Origin of the sequence: Pseudomonas sp. NPDC099000 (assembly GCF_044759925.1) — a bacterium.
Classification (GTDB): domain Bacteria; phylum Pseudomonadota; class Gammaproteobacteria; order Pseudomonadales; family Pseudomonadaceae; genus Aquipseudomonas.
In genome coordinates this window covers 190,508-210,733 of record NZ_JBIWAF010000002.1, presented here as the reverse complement: position 1 = coordinate 210,733, position 20,226 = coordinate 190,508, and the positions used below count along the sequence as shown (strand labels likewise).

The following is a 20,226-nucleotide window of genomic DNA, read 5'->3' as shown; positions in this document are numbered from 1 at the left end:
AAACATTTGTGATTGGATGTCACACAGCCTGAAGCGAGGTCGGTTGAACGCGGCGCCAGGCACTCGGCGACATTCCATACCAGCGCTTGAACGCGTGTGATAGCGAGCTTTGTTCGGCATAACCGAGCAACAACGCCACTTGTGAGATTCGCAATGTCGGATCACTGAGGTACAAGGCCGCACGTTCGCGGCGGATATCGTCCACCTGTTTCTCGAAGGCCAGCCCTTGATCATCCAGGCGACGCTGCAGGGTACGCACGCTGACGAAATAATGACTGGCGATGGTGTCGAGCGTGCAACGGCCAGTGGGCAGGAGTTTACGAATCAGTGCGTCCATCTGGTGTTCGAGATCAAGCCCGGACGCGTCTGCAATCCGCTCCAGATAGTCGGTGACGAGGGCTTTCATCTCCGGGTCGTTGCCGTCCATCGGGCGCGCCGTATCACTTGCAGAAAATTCGAGCCCGAAATTAGCTTGGGAGAACTTCGATGGACAACCAAAGGTACGGGAATAGAAATCCTTCGGTTGCAAGGGCGCATGGGTGAAGAAAATCGCTCGCGGCCGGGCATTGGCGCCGGCCAGTATTTGAAAAACATTGATACCCGCCATGAGGCACCATTGTTCGAACTGGCGCGCGATACCCACTCTGGGCACTTTGATCTGATAGCTCAGACGCAGCCCGCCGGCGATGCTCTGGCATTGAAGTTCCACTGCCGGGTTCAGCATGTTGATGAAACGTGCAGCTGCGCCGATGGCTTCGCCCACCGTCGCACACTGGGTCAATGCCAGCATGATCGGGCCGAGCGGCGCGCGGCCTTGCAAGGAAGCAAGACGAATGCCGAAATCCGGGTATTCCAGGTCATTGGCACAGGCTTCCATCAATCGGATCAGTGCTGAGCCAGGAATCGCCACTTCACTTTGATCAACCCCTCGCAACGACAACTGGAAGCGCTTCTCGTAACCCGTCACATCGCCGCCCAGTTCCTCTATCAGGTTCGCAAAGCCCTGCAGCACCCAGCCGCGCATGTACGGCGTCATACCACTTCTCCTTGATGCCGTGGCTGCCATAAACGGCATTCAATCACAAATGTTTGGCGCGCATTAACAAAATTACCGCAGGCGCCGGTGCCTAAAATAGTCTCCGTCAGTCCTGGCAAAAACGCTCGCTGCCGAGTTGGACAATCAGAGGGGTTTACCGTGACGAACAGCAATGAGTACAGCCTTGTCATTGAAGCGCACCGGACGCTGAAGGACGGCGTTGCGCCGATCACGCCAAGCCATGGTTCATCGATCATTGGTGCCTATGCCATTGCGATTGCTGAAGCGCTGGAAAACCAGGGTGCAAGCTCGGATCAGGTTTTTCGCTCCTGTGGAGTGATGTTGCCTGCAACCACTGATCCGATGTTGCGCATCGATAATCAAACGATCGCAAAGCTGTACACCGCGGCTGTACAGGCCACAAAAGATCCCTATTTCGGTCTGCGGGCAGGGGAGACCTTGCGCCCCGCCAATCTCCATGCGATGGGCTTTGCACTGCTGGCCAGCATTTCGATACGGGATTTCGCGCAACGGCTGAGTTCGCTCTACCGTGTCATTTCGCAGAATGCCAACATCCGGGTGGAGGAACGAAACAACAGGTTCCAGCTCATCACTTCAAGCGTAGCGGGGGCGCACGTGTGCCCTGAAACTCATGACGCCTACATCGCCATGATTTTTACGCTTCTGCGGACCATTTCCGGCAACCGCTTCCGTTTGCGCACACTCGAGTTGATCCGGCCTGTCTCTGAAGGTATGGCACAGATCTTTTCCGAGTACTTCCAGTGCGACGTCGAATTCGGTCGGCCCGAGATCGTGATGACAATGGATCTGGACCTGGTGGACAAGCGGCTCCCGGGGGCCAACGAAGAGCTAGCATTGAGCCATGACCGCACGGTGATGGAGTATCTTCAGCGAATCGAACGGGGCGATATCGTCAATCGCGTCCGGGCCATTGTCAGCAGTGAATTGTCCTCGCGTGTCCTGAACAAGGATCGTGTGGCTGAGCGGCTGCACATCAGTACTCGCGGCTTGCAACTGAAGCTCGCAGCCAGGGACACCAGTTTTCAGGAAATCCTCGACCATACACGGCGCACCAATGCGCTGGCCTTCATGTCGCGCAGCTCGGTGTCAGTGACCGAGGCTGCCTTTTCCCTGGGCTTTTCCGAAGTCAGCAACTTTACCCGTGCCTTCAAGCGCTGGACCGGTATGGCACCGAGCCAATATCGCCAGAGCCTTGGGTTGGAGCGCTGACAGGGCAGGGCAGAACGCAATCGGGATCAAGTGTCGAAGCCATTGAGCACCTGATACGGGTCGAATGGCACATACCGCGATTGCCGGTCACGCATGACGCTGATCATCGCGACCTCGGGGTCACGCGGCATGATCAACCGGCCACCGCTGGCCACCAGGTGGTCCAGTAAACTTTCTTTTTCGTCGATCAGGGATTCAGGGTTGCGGTCGTAGGCGCTGGTCACGCTCAGTTGCAGCCATCGCAGCCCTGGTACCAGGTCACCGGCAAATATCACTGGGCCGCCCGGCATGTCGATCTCCGGCAATAGTTGCCCAGGGGTGTAGCCATCGCTGACATGGAAACGCCAACGAGTGCCGAGCTCCTCGCAGTCGGGCCCTTCGATCAGCGCCAGCCGACCACTGCTTTCCAGTTGCCGCAGTATCTGCGGAACAAACAGCGCCCGGTCCCGCGGGTGGGGTTGGCTTGCCCGTGTCCAATGGCGCTTGCTGGTGAGATAGCGCGCCGCGGGAAACAGCAGGCGAGGTGTCTCGCCTTCCTTGATCAGCGCGCTGAGATCGGCTGGTAATCGAGCGTGCAGATGCGTCAGCAGCACCACATGGATGTCGTGCTCATTCAGGCCATACCGACCCAGGGAATCCAGCAGGCCGGGGCTTCCCGGCTGGCAACGACAGGTGCGTGGCGCAGGGGCGAGCAGAGCATCGGCGCCGGCCATGACGAGGATATTGCGCCCGTCCTGCTGCACCAATAACCCGCGAGAGGCCAGTTCGACCCGGTTGTCATGATCTGGCGTGACCCAGCTGGCCCAGGACTCACGTGGGGTACTGCCGAACATCACACCCCCGTCGAGCTTGCGGCGCTTGCCGTCCAGCGTGGAAATCGTGCAATTCACAATCTGTACCTCTTTAAGCTCATACCGATGGCATTGTCGCTGCGCAATCCCATCGGAAGATGGACACATCTGATGTTCAGGCGCGTTCTTTGGCTTGCATCAAGGGCTTCCAGTGCAGAAAGCCGAAGAGCAGCGTCAGGACCAGACTTGCTCCCAGCGAGCCCCGGTAACGCTTCACGTACTTGTACATGACGATGACCTCGAGCAGATGGACGGCCAGCAGCACCACGGCAATGGTTTTCCAGAATGACCACGCAGCAGGCAGCAAGCCTGCAGCACTTGCGAGGCCTAGAACATAGACGCCGATGCACAGGAGTTTCAGTAGTGCCATCAAAATGAGTTCCTCTTGGTATCTGCAATTCGACCGGGGTTTCAATACTTCTTGAGAATGTGCACGAATCCGGCACTGCCCAGGCCACCGTTGTGCTGCAACGCGACCCTTGCCCCCGGGACCTGTCGTGCACCTGCCTCGCCACGTAGCTGCCAGGTCAGTTCTGTCAGTTGGGCCAGCCCCGTCGCACCCAACGGGTGACCCTTTGCCAGCAGGCCGCCCGATGGGTTGATCACCCATTGGCCGCCATAGGTACCGCGTCTGGACGCAACAAAGTCATTCAACTCTTCCTGCTTGCACAAGCCCAGTGCGACGTAAGTAGCCAATTCATTGCTCGCAAAACAGTCGTGCAACTCGATGACGTCGACATCCGTCGGACCGATGCCGGCGTCTTCATAAGCCTTGTTGGCCGCAGTTCGGCTTAGTGCCTGAAACATGACATCCATGATGCTGCCTTCAAAGAAGCTGCGCTGGTCACTGCACCAGCCCTGACCGACCAGGCGCACGTCAGAGCGTATGCCATGAGCGCGGGCAAATTCCGGGGTGCAGACAATCACCGCAGCGGCGCCACAGCTCGGTGGGCAGGCGAAGTTTTTGCGCAACCCGCGAAAGATCGGCTTCGTCGCTAGGATCTCTTCGACCGTCAAGGGTGTGCGAAAAATGGCGTTGTCATTATGGGCAGCGTGCTCGCGGGATCTGACGCACACCTCGGCCAAGGTCTCTTCGGTCACGCCCATCTCCAGCATGGCATCGACCTGGGCACCGAACATGCAGACCGCCGGCGGTGTATCGCGCTCCTCGTCACTGAGGTTCATGAGGTTGGCGATGACATCCGAGTGCCGCGCCAGTGGGCTCACCTTTTCGGGAAAGACCATATCAATGGCGCCCGCGGGCATCTGTTCGAATCCAAGCGCCAGTGCGCATTCGACTTGTTGCCCACGAACGGCCTGGACCGCCAGGGCAAACGCCGAAGAGCCACTGGCGCAATTATTGTTGACGTTGAAAATCGGAATGCCGCTGATAGCCACCCGATAGAGCGCCGTCTGTCCCGCGCAGCTATCCCCGTAGACGTAGCCACAGAATGCTTGTTCGATCAGCGCATAGTCGATGCCGGCATCCTTGAGCGCCGCCCGCGTGGCATGTTCGCCCATGACATCGTAGTTTTGCGACTGACCCGGTTTGCGGAAGGGCACCATGCCTACTCCGGCGATAACAATATCGGTACTCATAGCGACTCCTCCATCTACGTGATGGCCAGTATCCACAATGCTCGACGTTTGTAATTGCACGGGGAGCGAGCTGATAACAAGTCGAGTGCGCCGGGACAAATCGACCTTGCGCGGCGCCGTCGTGCTTGGGACAAGACTTGTGCTTGCAAGGACAAGCCCAGAGGCAGGCGGAGGGATAGTTTGGCGGTGAACAATAAAAACCATCTGGCATGAGTGAGGAGATTGACCGTGGAATTTACCGGAAAGGTTGTCATCGTTACGGGCGCCGCCAACGGCATTGGTCGTGCTTCAGCCATTCAGTTTGCCCGCCTGGGTGCGCATCTGGTGCTGGCGGACGTCGATGAACAAGGGTTGCGCGAGACCCTTGAAGTGATTGGCGACAACGCGATCGCTGTTACCACCAACGTCGCCGATGAAGCGGCCTGCCAGGCCATGGTCGACAGAGCGGTCAGCAAATTCGGGCGTGTAGACGTACTGTTCAGCAACGCCGGTATCTGCGGGGTTCGCGGGCGGACAGCCGAAGTCTCCGTGGCCGACTGGCGTCGTGTCATCGATATCAATCTGAACGGCGTATTCTTCTGCGCCCGGGCGGCGATTCGGGCCATGCTGGCCAACGGCGGCGGGGTCATCATCAACACGGCGTCGGTGGATGGCCTGGTGGGCATGGCGACTCTGCCACACTACACGGCTGCCAAGCATGGCGTCGTCGGACTGACCAAGGCTTGCGCGCTGGAGCATGGACGGCAGAACATTCGCAGCGTCGCCATTGCCCCCGGTTACATCCGCACCGCCATGACCGAAGACAACCTCAGCAAGAACGAGCAGGCCATGTTAGAGGCTATGATTCCCCAAGGTGGCCGTGCAGGCACTCCGGAGGATGTCGCCAACCTGGTGACATGGCTAGCCTCGGACAAGGCCGCTTATATCAATGGGTCGTGCCACACCGTGGACGGCGGGCTGACCGCAGGCTTTGCGCTGCCGGATTGAGTTTGGGGTGTAATCGCGCTCAATAAAGGAAGCCGCGTAAGCCGTTCCGGGGCTATCGTCTATACGCAAGACCTACACCCTTGGAACAACTAGCTGAGTAGGGCATGGATGGCATCAACCATCGATGCCCGGTCTCTTTCACACCGTGCACGGATTGTAGAGAGGCATCGCCAACGTGGATCGCATAGAGCCTGAACTGGTGCTCAAGACAACCCCTCCGCGCAGCCAGAGGGGCGCGCAGTTGCGCGATCGACTGAGCATTGATGCCCCCGAACTGGCGGACAAGATGGCGATCAGCGTGCAGGGGCCGGCCGGCTTCGGCAAGACGATGCTGTTGGCGCAGTGGCGACGGGAGTTTTTGTCGCGCGGGGCCGTGGTTGCCTGGCTGACCCTGGATGCGCGTGACGATGGCAGCCGTCTCGCCCTTGGGCTATCGGCGGCCATGGCGTTGGGCAGCGGCCGGCAGTCCTTTACAAGTACCAGCGATGGAACATCCGGCCATGGCCGCGACGAACTGGAAGGGCTGACCCACTGGCTGGCGGAAGTGGCCGACCTCGGCGGCGAGGCGGTAATGATCCTTGATGAGGCGGACACATTGCCGGAGTCCACCGCCCGCCATTGTCTTACTTACCTGATACACAATGCCCCGGCCAACCTGCGCATCATCATGTCTTCGCGTCGTCGCTTGAACCTCAACACCGCTGACCTGGTGGCCAGAGGGCTCTACGTCCGGGTCGCGGTGGATGCCTTGCGATTCCGTGTTGAAGAAACCGTCGCGTTGCTCAGCAACCGTTTCGGAGCACGCATCGACGCTGATCTGTGCCTGCGCCTGCATGAAATCACTGAAGGTTGGCCGCTGGGGTTGCAACTGGCGATTTCGGCGATCGAGAAAAGTGTCCATCTGCAAACCGCCGTAGAGGACCTCTCTGCCTGTTCCGGTGATATCCAGGGTTATTTCGTCGACAGGCTGATCACCCGCCTGTCTGCCGAACAAGTCGATTTCATTACTTCACTTTCCCTGCTGGAAGTCGTTCATCCTTCACTCTGCAAGGCACTTACCGGCAGTGAGCGGGCAGGGGAATTGCTGCATGAGTTATGCGCCTCGACGCCTATTTTCGCCGAAGGGGTCGACAGCGATTGGGTTCGCTTCCATCCCTTGGCCAGAGAGTTTTTGCAGAGCCGTTTTCACGGCTTCCCGCAGGCGCAACGAAAGGACCTCCATGAGCGGGCAGCGAACTGGCTGGAGGCGAATTCTTTTTTCGAGGAAGCGGCGCGGCAATACTTGCAAGCCGGACAGGCCACCCAAGGCTATTTGATGATCGAACAATGCCTCTACGAGGTCATGTTGCGCGGTCAGTTCAGCCGGGTGCTGGAGTGGATCGAAGAGCTGCCTGCAGAGGAAGTGGAGTCCCGCCCGCACCTGTGTTTGGCGGCAGCCTGGGCACTGGCGATGAGCGAACGACATGTGGAGGCAGCCAGGTTGATCGCCTGCATCGAACAGGATCCGGCCGCGGATGACGAAACGCGCTGCGAGGCGGCGGCGATAGCGGCCGCTGCCGCCTACTTTGCCGACCAGCCGGACGAATCAATGGCACTGCTGGCTCCGTGGATGGACAAATTGTCGTCCGGCTCGATCAAGCTGCAAGCCATTGTTGCCAACTTGGTCGCCCGCATAACGTTGTTCCAGGGCCAACCGGAAAAAGCTCGACGCATCTTCCAGCGCGCGCCGCATTATGAGTGGACGCCCGGGCTAGATGGCATCCGCGGCTACGGTGAGTGGGTCGTGGGCATGACCTACTTGTACGAAGGACGTATGCCGCCGGCCGAGGCGGCTTTTCGCAAGAGCTTGTTGCGCGCCGAACAGGATATCGGCCGCCGCAGTTCGGTGGCGGTGATGCTGGCCTGTGGACTGGCCACGGTGCTTCTGGAACGAGGTGAGATCCTTGAGGCCACAACGGTCCTCGCCAATCGATTGGATGTCGTCGAGCGGTTGGCGTCGCCGGATGCCATTGCAATGGGTTTTCTCACGGCAGCACATCTGGCCGCATTGCAGGGGCAACCACATCGCAGCCATGACTTGTTGACGGCATTGTTCGCGCTCGGCGAAGAGCGGGGCATCGCGCGTTTTTGCATGGTTTCGCTGGGTGAGCAAATTCGCCTGCATGCGTTGCATGGCCGAGGCGATTCTTGCCAGTCTCTCTGGAGACGGCTGGATGCGCTGATGCCAAATGTTGCTCGTCAGCAGCGCGGTCTGCTGGGGCAGGAATTGGCCTTGTTAGCCGTGGTGAGTAATGCCTATGTGTATCTCGTTCAGCGCGATTGGCAGGCGATGCTGAGCGTGCTCGCCGTGGCAAACGAGCTTGCCGAGCGTCTGCAGCACGGTCGTGAAATCGTTCAGATCAAGTTGCTCAAGGCCTTGGCGCTCAAAGATTCAGGAGGAGATGGACTGCCTTGTTTGTTGGAAGCGATCAGCCTGGCCGATAGCTACGGTCTGCAGCGTATCCTGCAGGACACCCACCCAGACCTCGTCACGTGGGCGCAGAAGGTCCGCCAAAACGATGCTCCGATATCTGCGCAGGAAACCAACCCGTCCGTTCCGGTTCGCCGGCCGGAGCCTGTTGGCGCAGGCGTTTCTCCCAGCCGACTGCTGACACCAAAAGAGCGCGAGGTGCTGCAGTTGCTGGCACGCAACCTGACGAACAAGCAGATAGCCCTGGCCCTGAATGTCGGTGATGAAACCGTGAAGTGGCATCTGAAAAACCTGTACGGGAAATTTCATGCGGGTACCCGCAGGCATGTGGTGGATCGCGCCTACATGCTGGGTATTCTTGAGTCGACTGGTTGAGCGTGACGTGTCTGGATTGCCTGATTCAGGCCAACACCTGCCGATTCCATCGAAACCTCGCTTGTGCGGATCGCGCCAGCGGGCTGGCGCGACGTTCCGCTATGTTGCTGATCAGAGCTTGGTGACAACGGCGCGAGCCAAACCGCGCTCTTCGCAGAAGCCCAGCAGGTAGCGGTGACCGAATGCCTTGGATCCCGATGCGAAGCCCACTTTGGCTGTGTCACCGTCGAGCAGTTTGATCACCCCCGCGGCTTGCAAGGCGCCAGTGGCAATGTAAGCAGTGGTACCAAGAACTTCTGCGCGCACGGCCGAGAGCTGACCACGGCCGATTGCTGTGTCGACCGTACGCATTAAAGTCGTGCGCTCGCGTGGTGGCATCGCTGGGGTCGTCGCCTGAACGATGTCTTTGAGTACCTCATCCTGGGCATCAAGCGGAAGATGCTTGTATTCGGCTTCCCACTTCTTATGCAGCGAATGCACCATCTTCATTGCGTCATTGTCATAGAAACCGACGCAGGAAACGCAGGATCGTACGCGCGGATCATTCTCGAAATAGATCGGCAACGAGGTGCCGCCCCATGGCAAGGCGAACACGGGTTGCATGAAGTGGGGCGAAGGGATCAAGAACGAAGCATCGACTGGGTGTGCTACCAGTTTTTTGTCCCAAAGGTAGCAATGCTCGGCGCGGTACATCTCGAAGATCGAAGCCGTGGAGCCGACCGTTACGCCAGCACCAACACCGCGTTGGCCACGGCACAATGCCGAGGTTTCAAGCGAGTCGATGCCAGGGTGTTCGAGCGCCAATTCAGCGGCGATCTCAGAGAAGGTATTCATGTACGCCAGTGAGGGCGAAACCAGCAAGCCGGCTTGAGCGAAGCGCTCCCCAAACTGGTCGCGAACACTACGCACGTACGACTGCTCGCCGGTGGTGTCCAGGTAGTGGCAGCCGGCATTAAGCGCCGCTTCGACCGTGGTGAGTCCGAATTTGGCGAACGGTCCTACTGTATTGCAAACAACCTTGGCACCCCGGAACGCTTGGGTCAGCGACTCGACCGTATGGTCGACTTCAATAATTTCGTAGGTGGCAGACTCCAGTCGCACCACACGCTGCGCCATCATTTCACGGGTACGCCCGGCATCGCGCGCCACAGCGGTAAACGCAATGTTTTGATCGATCAGCCAATCCATAATGAGCATGCCGGTGTAACCACTGGCGCCATAGACAACGACGGGATGCTTAGCCATTTTTTATTCTCTTGATGTTGTTGGGTATGCGAGAAGGGTGGAGCGATGCACGACAGTTCGCAGAAGCCGAGATTTTCAAGATTTACTTGGCATCTCGGGTGGCTGCATCTCGTCACTGTCGGTGCTGTAACTGCTGTCACTCCGCGCTGTCACTTGAATGTTCAAGTCGTTAATTGAGGCAACGCGATTGATGACACCGCTACCTGCACAGCTCAAAAATAGTGAGTTCGATACCCTTGGCGCCCCCCCACGCCGGGGGGCATTGAACGAACAGAGAGGGTAAGCAATGGATAAGCGAATGACTGCTTCAGGCGAAAGTAGCCTCATTGGGCAATGTTCACCCCATCGCGGTAGTGCGCGAGTGAAACTGATGCAAGGTCGCTGCGCTATCGACACTCGCCTCCAAATGGACCTGCCGTATTTATCAACGTCTCTGTAAGGACTACGCTTTCACGAGTGGCAGATAACGGCCAGAAGCGGTCGTTCGTGAATGACTTCTTTAGGCCAAGTAGTGCTGATGGCGTTTGCTTATGCATGCTGGCAGAAACGTCGCCACGCACCGCAAGAATCGGACAGAAACGCCTCTGCCTCACTGCCCCCCATTTCAGCCGGATGACTATAGCAGTGAAAACGAATAAAGCGCTTAACGCGCTCGCAATAGACAGTTTCCGTGCGAATCGAGTAATGTCGCGGGCGAATTTTTCTACAGCTCCTGATCGGGGAAATGGGGCTTTCCATGCATGGCGTAAAGGGAATGCATAACAGACCAAAAGTTTCCACGCACAATTAAGGCAAGGGTATTGGGTATGGGACACTCGCATTAAATGTGCAATCCAAACTCGCCGGCGCCTAGTGGTTCAATGAACTGTTCGCTTCGCTCCCCGGAACAGGCTGCAGCCCGCTCCTCAACCAAACGTTAAGCGCCACCAAACAAACCCAAACACCGGAGTTAACTTGAAGATTTTAAAAAGAAAGTGGAGTCAAATAAGCCACATCCACAACACTGATGCCGTTAAGTCATTGTATATGTGGCTGTTTATCGTACCCATATTGGTCAAAGCGCTCAGCGAAGTCCCCTCACACGTAAACTTCCTTGTCGCAGGCCAGATCATCCCCATTAAAATGGAATTACCATTTTCATTTTTCTGCTTTTACTTAAGCGCTTTTTTCTTTGTGTTATCGAATTTGCTTTTTCAAACAAAGTGCCCTCAATTAATAAAAGATCATAGCTCATGGAGAAGCTTCGCGGAACACGGGAAAGGCAAGGAGCATCTTTCTGATTATGTAGACGGCCTTGATGTTTCAGAAGAACTGAAAGAAGCAGGGTGGGATGCTGAATTCACAAACAAACCTGGTGGGCGGTTGCAAGACCAGTTTTGGAAGTTTCATGATTTGGGAGAATGGCAGACGCCAAAATCTAGAGCTATGGCTATTGGATTCACCTATTTGGCATTTATCTTTATGGCCTGGGTCATCATCCAGAACTTGCTAACCGTTGCAAAATACGCACTTCTTCACTAGACCATCAATTAAAGCCTTGTAAGCATCTATGACAAAAAGCATAAGGGTGACACTTAACAATTGAGGGAGCGGGGACGTATTTTTTTAATAAACAAATCCCTTTTCCGTTGGTTATTGCGTAGGTCGGAGGGCTGTCCACGGTACTGATGCTGAGGGACAGCTTCTGGCCGATAGCCGCCGGTCGCGGAGGCCAGCGACGAGCCAAAGCTGACGTTGACGTTGACGTTGACGTTGACGAGGCATTGTCGCTAAGGCGAAGAACCTGGCAAGGGCTCTTTTCGGACCAAGCAACGCCGAGTGCGATGGAGTACGGAATGGTCTGTATTTATGTGAGCGACACACCCACGGCGGCGATGAGAAGACACAAAACGCTCATTGTAAAAAGTAGAAAAAGCACTACCTTTTTGATCATGTTGTACCCGCCTCCAAATGCTGAGTAGAGCCGACCGCTCGCCTACGACTGCCTCGGTCGATAGTGAGTTGCGGTCGCGATGGTGTTTTCCAATTGAGCCAACGTGTAAGGCTTTTGTAGGAAAGTCGCTGATAGCGGGATCAACTGCTCGTCCACAGAGTAACCAGAGACGAGTATCGAAGGAATGGAAGGCCATCGTTCGTTCGCCATGCGTATAAATTCGGTGCCTTGCATCCCTCTAGGCAAACCTTGATCCGCGATGATGAAGGCGCAATCACCTTCAATATGTACAAGGTAGCTCAGTGCATGAATGGCGTTGTCGAAACCTGCCGAGGCATATCCAAGCTCCGCCAATAATTCCTTCAAGAGCATCCGAACAACCGGCTCGTCCTCGATAACAATTACGAGCCCAAGCGTAGGCTGCCCGTATTTCCAATCTACGCTCACGCTGGTGTTCCTCATGCGGATTGCCGGTGGCTCAGATAGGTTGAGTGTAAGCGCTTTTTTTAAGGTGCAGGGCGGCAAAAGAGGTGGTTTTGGAAGGGTACGGGGCGCTTTGTAAAATGGATTTAACCGGTGCTGACGGGCCGCTTCTGGCCGTTTTCCTACCTGTCACGGCTAACAAAAATCGACCCAAAGCGGACATCAACGATGGGCTGTTCGAGCATAGTTAGATGGTCGTAGCGGAAACTGGATGCAATTTTTCGTCAAACTCATTAAGTGAGACGAATGTAACGGTCTGTAGCGTGTCCAGCGATCTCAAGTGCTGACGATACTGCTCCAATAGGTTTGCGCGGGCTTCCAAGGAGATGTACGGCACGTGATACGCCACAAAGGTCGGCAACACAGCCATTCCGGTATACGCCAGCGTGCCACGTAGGATGGGCTTGAGCATATCGTTGAGTTCACCGTGCACGCCGTCCTTGACCAACATGTGAGGTTGACCGCCGATGGTGATGGCAAGCATTGCTTTTTTGCCAGCCAGACCTCCCTGGTCGTAGAAGCGCTTACCGCCGTAGCAAACACCGGAAATAAGTACCCGGTCTATCCAGCCCTTCATGATCGCTGGCATCGAGAACCAATAAATTGGGAAGTTGAAAATCACAAGATCAGCTTTGAGTAACTTGTCCAACTCGTCTTGGATATCGGGTGCGAGCGTGTTCTGCGAGTGATTGTGACGCTGCTCCAAAGCATAGATCAGGTACTCAGGATTGGCGCGGCTGCCAAAGTCGGCGGCGCTGGCGATTGGATTCCATCCCATGGCATACAGGTCAGAAACCTCAACGGAGTGTCCTTGTGCCAGTAGTTCTTGGACCGCGAGATTCTTCATGGCTGCGTTAAACGACTGCGACTCGTTGTGTGCCTGGACAATAAGGATATGCATTGGTCAGCTCTCCAATGAACTTGAGTTGGCTTCCTCGGTAGTCTGTTTCATATCCTACGAGGACTCCCCCCCCATGGATGGGGGGCAAAGAGACGATTCAGTCGATCGGCATAGCTCGTGGAAACGACGAAAGCTCATTCCGCAATTCTTTTGGAGTCCTCGATTTTATTGGGTTCCAGGTACTGTAATTTTCGGAGCTGGCGGAAAAATATGAATCATAAATGCATGATTTATAAAGATATGTATGCGGACTTAAAATCCCCCGCTCGTAAGGGCGTGCCGGTTCGATTCCGGCTTCGGGCACCATACATATCAAAGGCCTGCATGAGTTTTCTCATGCGGGCCTTCGTCGTTTCTGCTCCGTGATTTTTTGACAGGCAATCTCGTCGACCTCAAACCTGGTGCTGCCAGACGCCCGACGCTGCGGTACGCCGAACATAATCGCTGAAGTCTCGCGCGGGCCGGCCCAGTGCGCGCTGAACGCCGTCGGCCAGTGGTGTGTTGCGTCCGTCGAGCACCGTCGTGAAGAGATACAGCACCAGGTCAATCAGCTCGGCTGGAAGTTGTGCCTGTTCCAGTGCCTGACGATAGTCTTGCGACGGTACAGCGGCGAAACGGATCTCGCGCCCAGTCCCTTGAGCGATCTCATTGACCGCCTCGGCAAAGGTCAGTGCCCGTGGCCCGGTCAACTCATAGAGTTGGCGTGAGTGCCCCGGTTGGGTCAGCGCCTTGACAGCTATTTCTGCAATGTCCTCCACATCGACAAAGGGCTCCGCGATATAGCCGACGGGCAGGGCCAGTTCTCCTTCCAGAATGGGCTCCAGAAAATGCGCCTCGCTGAAATTCTGGAAGAACCAGCTGGCCCGCAGGATCGTCCAGTCGACACCGCTGTTCTGTATGACGCGTTCGGCTTGTTCCGCTTCGACTTCGCCGCGCCCGGACAGCAGAACCAGTTTGCCGACGCCGCTGTTGACGGCCAAGTCGGTAAACGCCTGGACCGTATCAAGGGCGCCCGGTACGGCTAGGTCCGGCTGGTAGGAAATATAAACCGCGTGAACGCCATCAAGCACTGCATCCCAGGTCGTCCGGACTTCCCAGTCGAAGGGTGGATTCGCCTCGCGAGATCCCAGGCGCACAGGCCGGCCGGCAGCTTTAAGATGCTGGGTGATCCTGCGCCCGGTTTTACCGGTCGCACCGAGAACGAGGATGGTGTGTTGTTCGGTTTTCATCGCGTTCATCTCCATCGGATTAATGTGAGTGATACTCACGTTAAAAGATGATAATCCCTCATGTTCTGCCGTCAACCCATGTAAGACAGGAAGCCGACGTACGGATGCAACCGCTTGGGGGTATTCATGGCTGGTGCTAAGGTGAGTGCTTGTCATGTTATTAACGGGAATCACGCCAGTGCCAAAGAAAGTCGCCGCCGGGCTCGAGCCATCTGTTTCAGAGCCGACCCGCCGCAATCCCACGCAACAACGCAGTCGCGAGCGGCAGGAGCGAATTCTGGTGGTGGCGACGCAACTGATCGCGACCAAGGGCAGCGACCAGGTAAAAATGAGCGAAATTGCCGAACGCTCGGAGATCTCGATCGGATCGCTTTATCAGTACTTCCCTGACAAGAGCTCGGTCATTCGCACGCTAGCCGAGCGCTATAACGCTGCAAGCCGTCGTTGTATCGAAGAGGCATTGGTGGCGGTTCAGGATGCCCAAGGGTTGGCGGATGCCTATTCGAACCTGCTGGACCAGTATTACGAAATCGTTCAGGCCGAACCTGCGATGCGTGATATCTGGTCAGGCATGCAGGCAGACAAGCAGCTGCTGGCGTTGGAGCTGGAGGAGAGTCGTGCGGCGGGCGGCTTACTGGCTGATGCGATGTTGCGGGTGTTTCCAGGCAGCGATATTCAGCGGGTTACGGATTCTGCCTTTCTGATCTGGCAGCTCGGTGAAGCGACCGTGCGCCTGGCTATTTCTTGTGCGCCCGAAGAGGGGCGGAGGTTGTTTGAAGCGTTCAAGCGAATGTCGCTCGCTGAAATCATGGAGCCGGAGAACACCTGCGATTCATCGACAGAACTGTCAGGGCTAATCCCCTGTGGGAGCGAGCTTGCTCGCGATGACTGAAGGTCAGTCACATCAATGTTGAATGTGCTGCCCTCATCGCGAGCAGACTCGCTCCCGCATGAGATCTTTCTTGGCGCAGTTTTAAACGAAAGGCTGGCCGGTAAAACCACGGGGTAAGCGTTGCAACCCGGCCATGGCGGTAAGCCGTTCTACCCAGGCTGCGCGCCAGTCGTTGGCGGTGTGGGTGACTTTGGCCTTGCGTGCAGCACGACGTGCTGCGTTGCGTTCGTCTTTGCGCGCATCCTTGAACGCGTCGGTGTTTCGGCAGCTTCTGCACTTTACGCGGGTCAATTCGCTGGTTGAGGTGAGATTGCTGCCTTTATGACCGCAGGCCAGATGCCCGCTGACTTTGAAGTGAGTGACCATGGAACGTCTCCTTTGCGACGTGTGATCGTTTGACCTCCAGCTGACGACGACGTTCGTTGGCTGCCCGGCGGGCAAAAAAAAGGTCTGCATGCGGGCAGACCAGGGGTATTACTTCAAAGGAGTGCCTCACTGTAAGGCGTGTGTTGTGAACATTACGTGAAAAGACGGTCGCAAAAAAAAGCCCAGCGCCGGGCCGGGTGGGGGTGCAGCAAAAGATAATCAGACAGGCACGAACACGGTGACGATGAAGTCGCCGTTCATACTCCCTGAATCAGGCCCTTTCTCGAATCGCGCGTCCAGATCGAATCATCTGAACCGCGGAAGAGGCGGGTCGACAGGTTTTAACGAAGACAGGGTGTTTCGAATCAGTGGCGCGTCTTTCTCGATGTCGTTCAGGCGGTCACGAATTCTGAGGGCTGTCGGGTGCCCTCCTTGATGATCTACCCAGTCGGCAATCTCCTTGCATGCAGCGGCAAGTCGAGCCTGACGGGAGTCGAGCAGGGTGAGCAGGGTGGTGATGGACTCTTTTTCGGACATGGAAAACACCTCCGTTCAAGAAACCTGACAAATAGCAGCAAAAAGCCCGCTGGGTGCGAGCTTTCTGCCGATGGGGTCGCTGGTCCTTCAGCTGTTTTCAGTATAGACCCGGACTTCAGGCTTGTCGGGCCGTCAGTTGTGACCTGGCATTGAGCTGCCGGCATTCACGTCCGGCGTCTTCTTCACGCTCGTATCCATCACCGATGAAGCCCTGGGTGCGGGTGTCGGCGATGCGATACCAGACTTCGGCGTCAGGTGGCGGGTGGCCGGCTTCTCCGGCCCGGCGGCCATGAATGATGATCTTGTTGCAACGCTTCACAACGAAAATGTCTTCCATGGCGTCACCGCAGCTGATTCATGTCCACATCAACTATAGAAGTTCTTTGTGATCGTGCAAAAAAAAATGGACGGTCAGTTCGTCGGTTCGGCCGCCACGATCATCTTTTCCAGAAACATGGCCAGGCCGACTTCCTCCGCTCTGAGCCCTTTACGCAGCCTCGGCCGAGGCAGTTCGGCCAATGCGCCGAGCATAAAACCTTCGAGTACTGCCGGGTGGATGTAGCACTTGCGGCACACTGCGGGGGTGTTGCCGAGTTGCCTGGCAACGTTCTTGACCATCTCCACCACATGTCGCTTCGCGTCCGACTCAGGCTCCCACTGCAACTCGCGCAGCACCGACAATGCCAGCGCGCTGCCCGCCCAGGTGCGGTAATCCTTGGCCGTAAAGTCAGCACCGGTGAGGGTTTGCAGGTAGGCATTGACGTCTGAAGAGCTGACGGTGTGCCGTTCGCCATTTTCGTCCAGATACTGGAAGAGGTCTTGCCCGGGAATTTCCAGGCAGCGCTTGATGATTCGCGCCAGGCGTCGGTCTTTCACTGTGATCTGGTGCTCGACACCACTCTTGCCGCGAAACTGGAACAGGATTGCACTGCCGTTGACCTCGACGTGACGGCTGCGCAGGGTGGTCAGGCCATAGGAGCGATTTTCCCGCGCGTACTGCGTGTTGCCAACTCGAATCAGCGTCGCATCAAGCAAGGTAATCACGGTGGCCATGACTTTATCTCGGCTGAAACCCGGAGCGTCCAGCAGTGTTTCAAGCTGTTTGCGCAGTTTCGGCAATGCCAGGCCAAAGTCCCGCAGCCGCGAGTATTTGTCGGCATCGCGCACTTCGCGCCAGCGCGCGTGATAACGGTATTGCTTGCGACCGCGAGCGTCACGTCCGGTGGCTTGCAAGTGGCCACGCGGGTCGGCGCAGATCCACACATTGGTATAGGCCGGCGGCACGGCAAGGGCGTTGAGACGCTTGATTTCGTCGGGATCGGTAATGCGCTGGCCCGCAGGATCGAAATAGCAGAATTTGCCACGCAAGAGTTTGCGGGTGATTCCAGGCTGCGTGTCATCAACATAGTGCAGGTCGGGTGGCAGCACATCGGGCAGCGCGGTATCGGACATGGCGAGAGATCCTTGGCGACGAAGTCAGGGGGCCTGTACAGCCATTGACCGCGCCCGCTCGCCGTGGTGCCGACGAATTTACGCCAGGACGGCTACCGCTTTGATCTGCGCCCAGAGTTGCTGGCCGGGGTGCACGCCCAATTGATCCCGGGAGTAGCGAGTGATGCGTGCCAGCAGCGGCGTGCCGGCAGCATTCAGGCGGATCAGCACGTGGGCGGCGTTATCGGCGCCGATTTCACTGATCACCGTCACCGGCAAGCGATTGAGGATGCTGCTGTGCTCGACGCCTTGCAGGCTCAGGCTGACATCCCGTGCCTGGACCTTGCAACGCAGTGCCTGGCCTTGGGTCATCGGAGCGTGCGCCACCCGAATGCTCAGGTCGGTATTGGGCAGTTGCAGCGTCAGCAACTGATAGTGCGGGTCATAGGCGCTGACATGGCCTTCAATCACCACGCCCGCATCGTCGCCCAGCGCCAGGGGCAAATCGAGACGCGCCAGGGTTTCGCCGATGGGACCGCTGGCCAGCGCCTTGCCGTTGCTGAGCAGGACGATGTGGTCAGCCAGTCGGGCGACCTCATCCTGTGAGTGGCTGACGTACAGCACCGGGATGTCGAGTTCATCGTGCAGACGTTGCAGATAAGGCAGGATTTCGTTTTTGCGCTGGCTATCGAGCGCCGCCAACGGCTCGTCCATCAGCAACAGTTTGGGGCTGGTGAGCAGCGCACGTGCGATGCCGATTCGTTGCCGTTCGCCGCCGGAAAGGTGCTGCGGATGGCGGTCCAGCAGATGACCAATGCCCAACAGTTCAGTGGCATGCGCCATGTCGACCCGGCGTTGCTGCTTTGGGATTCGCTTCAGGCCGAACTCCAGATTGGCCAGCACCGAGAGGTGAGGAAACAGGCTGGCCTCCTGAAAAACATACCCCAGTGCGCGTTTATGCGGCGGTACGAAAATCCTCTTGTCGCTGTCCTGCCAGACTTCATCGTTGACCTGAATAAAGCCCTGTTCGGGCCGTTCCAGACCGGCGATGCACCGTAGGCACGTGGTCTTGCCTGAACCGGAATGACCGTAAAGTGCCGTCACCCCGCGGCCGGGCAATTGCAGATCCACCTCCAGGGCGAATCCCGAATAACGCAGTTTCAGGCGCGTATGAATCATCGATCAGCTCCAGCCCGCTTTGGTTTTGCGGCTGGAGTAGAGCGCCAGCAACACGGCAAAGGAAAACACCAGCATCGCCCCGGCGAGCCAGTGTGCCTGGGCGTACTCCATGGCTTCCACGTGATCGTAGATCTGCACCGAGACTACCCGGGTTTTGTCGGGAATGTTGCCGCCGATCATCAGCACCACGCCGAACTCGCCGACGGTGTGGGCGAAACCGAGAATGGCCGCGGTGATGAAGCCGGGTCGAGCCAGCGGCAGTATCACGCTGAAGAAGGTGTCCCAGGGATTGGCGCGCAAGGTGGCGGCCACTTCCAGCGGGCGAGTGCCGATGGCGGAAAAAGCGTTTTGCAACGGCTGGACCACGAACGGCATCGAGTACAGCACCGAACCGATCACCAGCCCCGCAAAACTGAAGGTGAGCGTGCCCAGCCCCAGCGACTGGGTGAAATGGCCGACAAAGCCGTTAGGCCCCAGCGCCAACAACAAATAAAAGCCAATCACCGTGGGCGGCAAGACCAGGGGCAGGGCGACGATCGCCCCGACCGGGCCGCGCAACCAGGATTGGGTGCGCGACAGCCATAGCGCAATCGGAGTGCCGATGATCAACAGGATAACTGTCGTCAGGGACGCCAGTTTCAGGGTCAGCCAGATGGCGGAAAAATCGGCACTCGTCAGCGTCATTTAGAGTTGGTAACCGTAGGACTTGATAACAGCGGCGGCTTTCGGCCCCTTGAGGTAGTCAACCAGCGCCTTGGCGGCCGGGTTGTCCTTGCCCTTGTTGAGGATCACCGCGTCTTGTTTGATCGGGTCGTGCATATCGGCTGGAACGATCCAGGCCGAACCGCCGGTGACTTTGCCGTCTTTGTAGATCTGCGACAAGGCCACGAAGCCGAGTTCAGCGTTGCCGGTCGAAACGAACTGATAGGCCTGGGTGATGTTCTGGCCTTCAACGATCTTGTCCTTGACCTTGTCGGTCAGGCCCAGTTTGGCCAGCACCTGAGTGGCTGCCAGGCCATAAGGCGCAGCTTTGGGGTTGGCGATGGAGAGGTGCTTGTAGTCGTTCTTTTTCAGCACATCGCCCTTGGCATCGACGTAACCCTCCTTGGCGGACCACAGTGCCAGCGTGCCGATGGCGTAGGTGAAGCGTGAACCCTTGACGGTGTCGCCTTCTGTTTCGAGTTTTTGCGGGGTGGTGTCGTCTGCCGAGAGGAACACTTCGAATGGCGCGCCATTCTTGATCTGGGTGTAGAACTGGCCGGTTGCACCGAAGGAGGTGACCAGTTTGTGCCCGGTGTCTTTCTCGAAATCGGCTGCGATGGCCTGGATCGGCGCGGTGAAGTTGGCGGCGACGGCCACCTGGACTTCGTCCGCCTGGGCAGACGCGAAAGTGAAGACGGCGAGAAGGCTTGCGAGACAGGTCGGGGCAAAACGTGAGGCACGCATGGTCATGAAACGGCT

Annotated in this window: 21 protein-coding genes; 5 read left to right on the top strand and 16 right to left on the bottom strand. The window is 57.3% G+C overall.

Annotated elements, in window-relative coordinates:
- Window positions 1-19: 19 nt before the first annotated feature.
- Complete coding sequence (locus tag ACIQV9_RS03220) at window positions 20-1,066, bottom strand: AraC family transcriptional regulator ligand-binding domain-containing protein (protein WP_403098067.1); 1,047 nt, start codon at window positions 1,064-1,066, stop codon at window positions 20-22.
- A gap of 129 nt (window positions 1,067-1,195) precedes the next feature.
- Between ACIQV9_RS03220 and ACIQV9_RS03215 the strand changes: the two genes are divergently transcribed.
- Window positions 1,196-2,287, top strand: coding sequence for an AraC family transcriptional regulator ligand-binding domain-containing protein (locus ACIQV9_RS03215; RefSeq protein ID WP_403098065.1), 1,092 nt, complete (start codon window positions 1,196-1,198; stop codon window positions 2,285-2,287).
- 26 nt (window positions 2,288-2,313) lie between these two features.
- Here the strand turns inward: ACIQV9_RS03215 and ACIQV9_RS03210 are convergent, their stop codons facing one another.
- The 3 genes from ACIQV9_RS03210 to ACIQV9_RS03200 form a co-directional block, all read right to left on the bottom strand.
- Complete coding sequence (locus tag ACIQV9_RS03210; protein WP_403098587.1) at window positions 2,314-3,120, bottom strand: MBL fold metallo-hydrolase; 807 nt, start codon at window positions 3,118-3,120, stop codon at window positions 2,314-2,316.
- 133 nt (window positions 3,121-3,253) lie between these two features.
- Entirely contained in the window at window positions 3,254-3,508 is a 255-nt protein-coding gene (locus ACIQV9_RS03205) for a hypothetical protein (protein ID WP_403098063.1), read from the bottom strand.
- Window positions 3,509-3,549: 41 nt separating this feature from the next.
- On the bottom strand, window positions 3,550-4,737 hold the full coding sequence (locus ACIQV9_RS03200; protein ID WP_403098061.1) for a thiolase C-terminal domain-containing protein: 1,188 nt from the start codon (window positions 4,735-4,737) through the stop codon (window positions 3,550-3,552).
- A 228-nt stretch (window positions 4,738-4,965) separates the two neighbouring features.
- Here ACIQV9_RS03200 and ACIQV9_RS03195 point away from each other — a divergent pair, with 228 nt between their 5' ends.
- Both ACIQV9_RS03195 and ACIQV9_RS03190 read left to right on the top strand, forming a co-directional pair.
- Window positions 4,966-5,724, top strand: coding sequence for an SDR family NAD(P)-dependent oxidoreductase (locus tag ACIQV9_RS03195; RefSeq protein WP_403098059.1), 759 nt, complete (start codon window positions 4,966-4,968; stop codon window positions 5,722-5,724).
- A 199-nt stretch (window positions 5,725-5,923) separates the two neighbouring features.
- Window positions 5,924-8,569, top strand: coding sequence for a LuxR C-terminal-related transcriptional regulator (locus ACIQV9_RS03190; protein ID WP_403098057.1), 2,646 nt, complete (start codon window positions 5,924-5,926; stop codon window positions 8,567-8,569).
- Between the two features lie 111 nt (window positions 8,570-8,680).
- On the opposite strand, the gene ACIQV9_RS03185 is transcribed toward ACIQV9_RS03190, so the two are convergent.
- Together ACIQV9_RS03185 and ACIQV9_RS03180 are read right to left on the bottom strand one after the other, a co-directional pair.
- A complete protein-coding gene (locus tag ACIQV9_RS03185) occupies window positions 8,681-9,814 on the bottom strand; it encodes a saccharopine dehydrogenase family protein (protein ID WP_403098055.1) in 1,134 nt (377 codons plus the stop codon).
- 528 nt (window positions 9,815-10,342) lie between these two features.
- Window positions 10,343-10,552 (bottom strand): phage integrase N-terminal SAM-like domain-containing protein, encoded by a 210-nt coding sequence (locus ACIQV9_RS03180; RefSeq protein WP_403098053.1) that lies wholly within the window; start codon window positions 10,550-10,552, stop codon window positions 10,343-10,345.
- Window positions 10,553-10,768: 216 nt separating this feature from the next.
- Here ACIQV9_RS03180 and ACIQV9_RS03175 point away from each other — a divergent pair, with 216 nt between their 5' ends.
- Window positions 10,769-11,335, top strand: coding sequence for a hypothetical protein (locus tag ACIQV9_RS03175; RefSeq protein WP_403098050.1), 567 nt, complete (start codon window positions 10,769-10,771; stop codon window positions 11,333-11,335).
- Window positions 11,336-11,789: 454 nt separating this feature from the next.
- On the opposite strand, the gene ACIQV9_RS03170 is transcribed toward ACIQV9_RS03175, so the two are convergent.
- The 3 genes from ACIQV9_RS03170 to ACIQV9_RS03160 all read right to left on the bottom strand — a co-directional run bounded on the left by ACIQV9_RS03170 (window position 11,790) and on the right by ACIQV9_RS03160 (window position 14,360).
- A complete protein-coding gene (locus ACIQV9_RS03170) occupies window positions 11,790-12,194 on the bottom strand; it encodes a response regulator (protein WP_403098048.1) in 405 nt (134 codons plus the stop codon).
- A 223-nt stretch (window positions 12,195-12,417) separates the two neighbouring features.
- Complete coding sequence (locus tag ACIQV9_RS03165) at window positions 12,418-13,131, bottom strand: NAD(P)H-dependent oxidoreductase (RefSeq protein ID WP_403098046.1); 714 nt, start codon at window positions 13,129-13,131, stop codon at window positions 12,418-12,420.
- A gap of 392 nt (window positions 13,132-13,523) precedes the next feature.
- Entirely contained in the window at window positions 13,524-14,360 is an 837-nt protein-coding gene (locus ACIQV9_RS03160) for an NmrA family transcriptional regulator (RefSeq protein ID WP_403098044.1), read from the bottom strand.
- A gap of 154 nt (window positions 14,361-14,514) precedes the next feature.
- Between ACIQV9_RS03160 and ACIQV9_RS03155 the strand changes: the two genes are divergently transcribed.
- Entirely contained in the window at window positions 14,515-15,252 is a 738-nt protein-coding gene (locus ACIQV9_RS03155; protein WP_403098042.1) for a TetR/AcrR family transcriptional regulator, read from the top strand.
- 81 nt (window positions 15,253-15,333) lie between these two features.
- On the opposite strand, the gene ACIQV9_RS03150 is transcribed toward ACIQV9_RS03155, so the two are convergent.
- From ACIQV9_RS03150 to modA, 7 genes are all read right to left on the bottom strand, one after another.
- Window positions 15,334-15,618, bottom strand: coding sequence for a hypothetical protein (locus ACIQV9_RS03150; RefSeq protein WP_403098040.1), 285 nt, complete (start codon window positions 15,616-15,618; stop codon window positions 15,334-15,336).
- Between the two features lie 306 nt (window positions 15,619-15,924).
- Window positions 15,925-16,155 (bottom strand): hypothetical protein, encoded by a 231-nt coding sequence (locus tag ACIQV9_RS03145; RefSeq protein ID WP_010460746.1) that lies wholly within the window; start codon window positions 16,153-16,155, stop codon window positions 15,925-15,927.
- A 115-nt stretch (window positions 16,156-16,270) separates the two neighbouring features.
- Window positions 16,271-16,492: a hypothetical protein gene (locus ACIQV9_RS03140; RefSeq protein ID WP_403098037.1), complete on the bottom strand. Its 222-nt coding sequence runs from the start codon at window positions 16,490-16,492 to the stop codon at window positions 16,271-16,273.
- A 74-nt stretch (window positions 16,493-16,566) separates the two neighbouring features.
- Window positions 16,567-17,607, bottom strand: coding sequence for a DNA topoisomerase IB (locus ACIQV9_RS03135; protein ID WP_403098035.1), 1,041 nt, complete (start codon window positions 17,605-17,607; stop codon window positions 16,567-16,569).
- A 78-nt stretch (window positions 17,608-17,685) separates the two neighbouring features.
- The gene (modC, locus tag ACIQV9_RS03130) at window positions 17,686-18,765 is read right to left on the bottom strand and encodes a molybdenum ABC transporter ATP-binding protein (RefSeq protein WP_403098033.1); all 1,080 of its coding nucleotides are present in this window, start codon (window positions 18,763-18,765) and stop codon (window positions 17,686-17,688) included.
- A 3-nt stretch (window positions 18,766-18,768) separates the two neighbouring features.
- Window positions 18,769-19,449, bottom strand: a complete 681-nt coding sequence (modB, locus tag ACIQV9_RS03125) for a molybdate ABC transporter permease subunit (protein ID WP_403098031.1) — start codon at window positions 19,447-19,449, stop codon at window positions 18,769-18,771.
- A complete protein-coding gene (gene modA, locus ACIQV9_RS03120; protein ID WP_403098029.1) occupies window positions 19,450-20,217 on the bottom strand; it encodes a molybdate ABC transporter substrate-binding protein in 768 nt (255 codons plus the stop codon).
- Window positions 20,218-20,226 lie beyond the last annotated feature (9 nt).

Excerpts from the sequence above, each read along its gene's own strand:
- ACIQV9_RS03140 (WP_403098037.1), bottom strand. The coding sequence starts at position 16,492 with ATGGAAGACATTTTCGTTGTGAAGCGTTGCAACAAGATCATCATTCAT.
- ACIQV9_RS03150 (WP_403098040.1), bottom strand. The coding sequence starts at position 15,618 with ATGGTCACTCACTTCAAAGTCAGCGGGCATCTGGCCTGCGGTCATAAA.
- modC (WP_403098033.1), bottom strand. The coding sequence starts at position 18,765 with ATGATTCATACGCGCCTGAAACTGCGTTATTCGGGATTCGCCCTGGAG.
- ACIQV9_RS03165 (WP_403098046.1), bottom strand. The coding sequence starts at position 13,131 with ATGCATATCCTTATTGTCCAGGCACACAACGAGTCGCAGTCGTTTAAC.
- ACIQV9_RS03210 (WP_403098587.1), bottom strand. The coding sequence starts at position 3,120 with ATGTTCGGCAGTACCCCACGTGAGTCCTGGGCCAGCTGGGTCACGCCA.
- modB (WP_403098031.1), bottom strand. The coding sequence starts at position 19,449 with ATGACGCTGACGAGTGCCGATTTTTCCGCCATCTGGCTGACCCTGAAA.
- ACIQV9_RS03185 (WP_403098055.1), bottom strand. The coding sequence starts at position 9,814 with ATGGCTAAGCATCCCGTCGTTGTCTATGGCGCCAGTGGTTACACCGGC.
- ACIQV9_RS03135 (WP_403098035.1), bottom strand. The coding sequence starts at position 17,607 with ATGTCCGATACCGCGCTGCCCGATGTGCTGCCACCCGACCTGCACTAT.
- ACIQV9_RS03205 (WP_403098063.1), bottom strand. The coding sequence starts at position 3,508 with ATGGCACTACTGAAACTCCTGTGCATCGGCGTCTATGTTCTAGGCCTC.
- ACIQV9_RS03155 (WP_403098042.1), top strand. The coding sequence starts at position 14,515 with ATGTTATTAACGGGAATCACGCCAGTGCCAAAGAAAGTCGCCGCCGGG.
- ACIQV9_RS03145 (WP_010460746.1), bottom strand. The coding sequence starts at position 16,155 with ATGTCCGAAAAAGAGTCCATCACCACCCTGCTCACCCTGCTCGACTCC.
- ACIQV9_RS03160 (WP_403098044.1), bottom strand. The coding sequence starts at position 14,360 with ATGAAAACCGAACAACACACCATCCTCGTTCTCGGTGCGACCGGTAAA.
- ACIQV9_RS03200 (WP_403098061.1), bottom strand. The coding sequence starts at position 4,737 with ATGAGTACCGATATTGTTATCGCCGGAGTAGGCATGGTGCCCTTCCGC.
- ACIQV9_RS03180 (WP_403098053.1), bottom strand. The coding sequence starts at position 10,552 with ATGGAAAGCCCCATTTCCCCGATCAGGAGCTGTAGAAAAATTCGCCCG.
- ACIQV9_RS03220 (WP_403098067.1), bottom strand. The coding sequence starts at position 1,066 with ATGGCAGCCACGGCATCAAGGAGAAGTGGTATGACGCCGTACATGCGC.
- modA (WP_403098029.1), bottom strand. The coding sequence starts at position 20,217 with ATGACCATGCGTGCCTCACGTTTTGCCCCGACCTGTCTCGCAAGCCTT.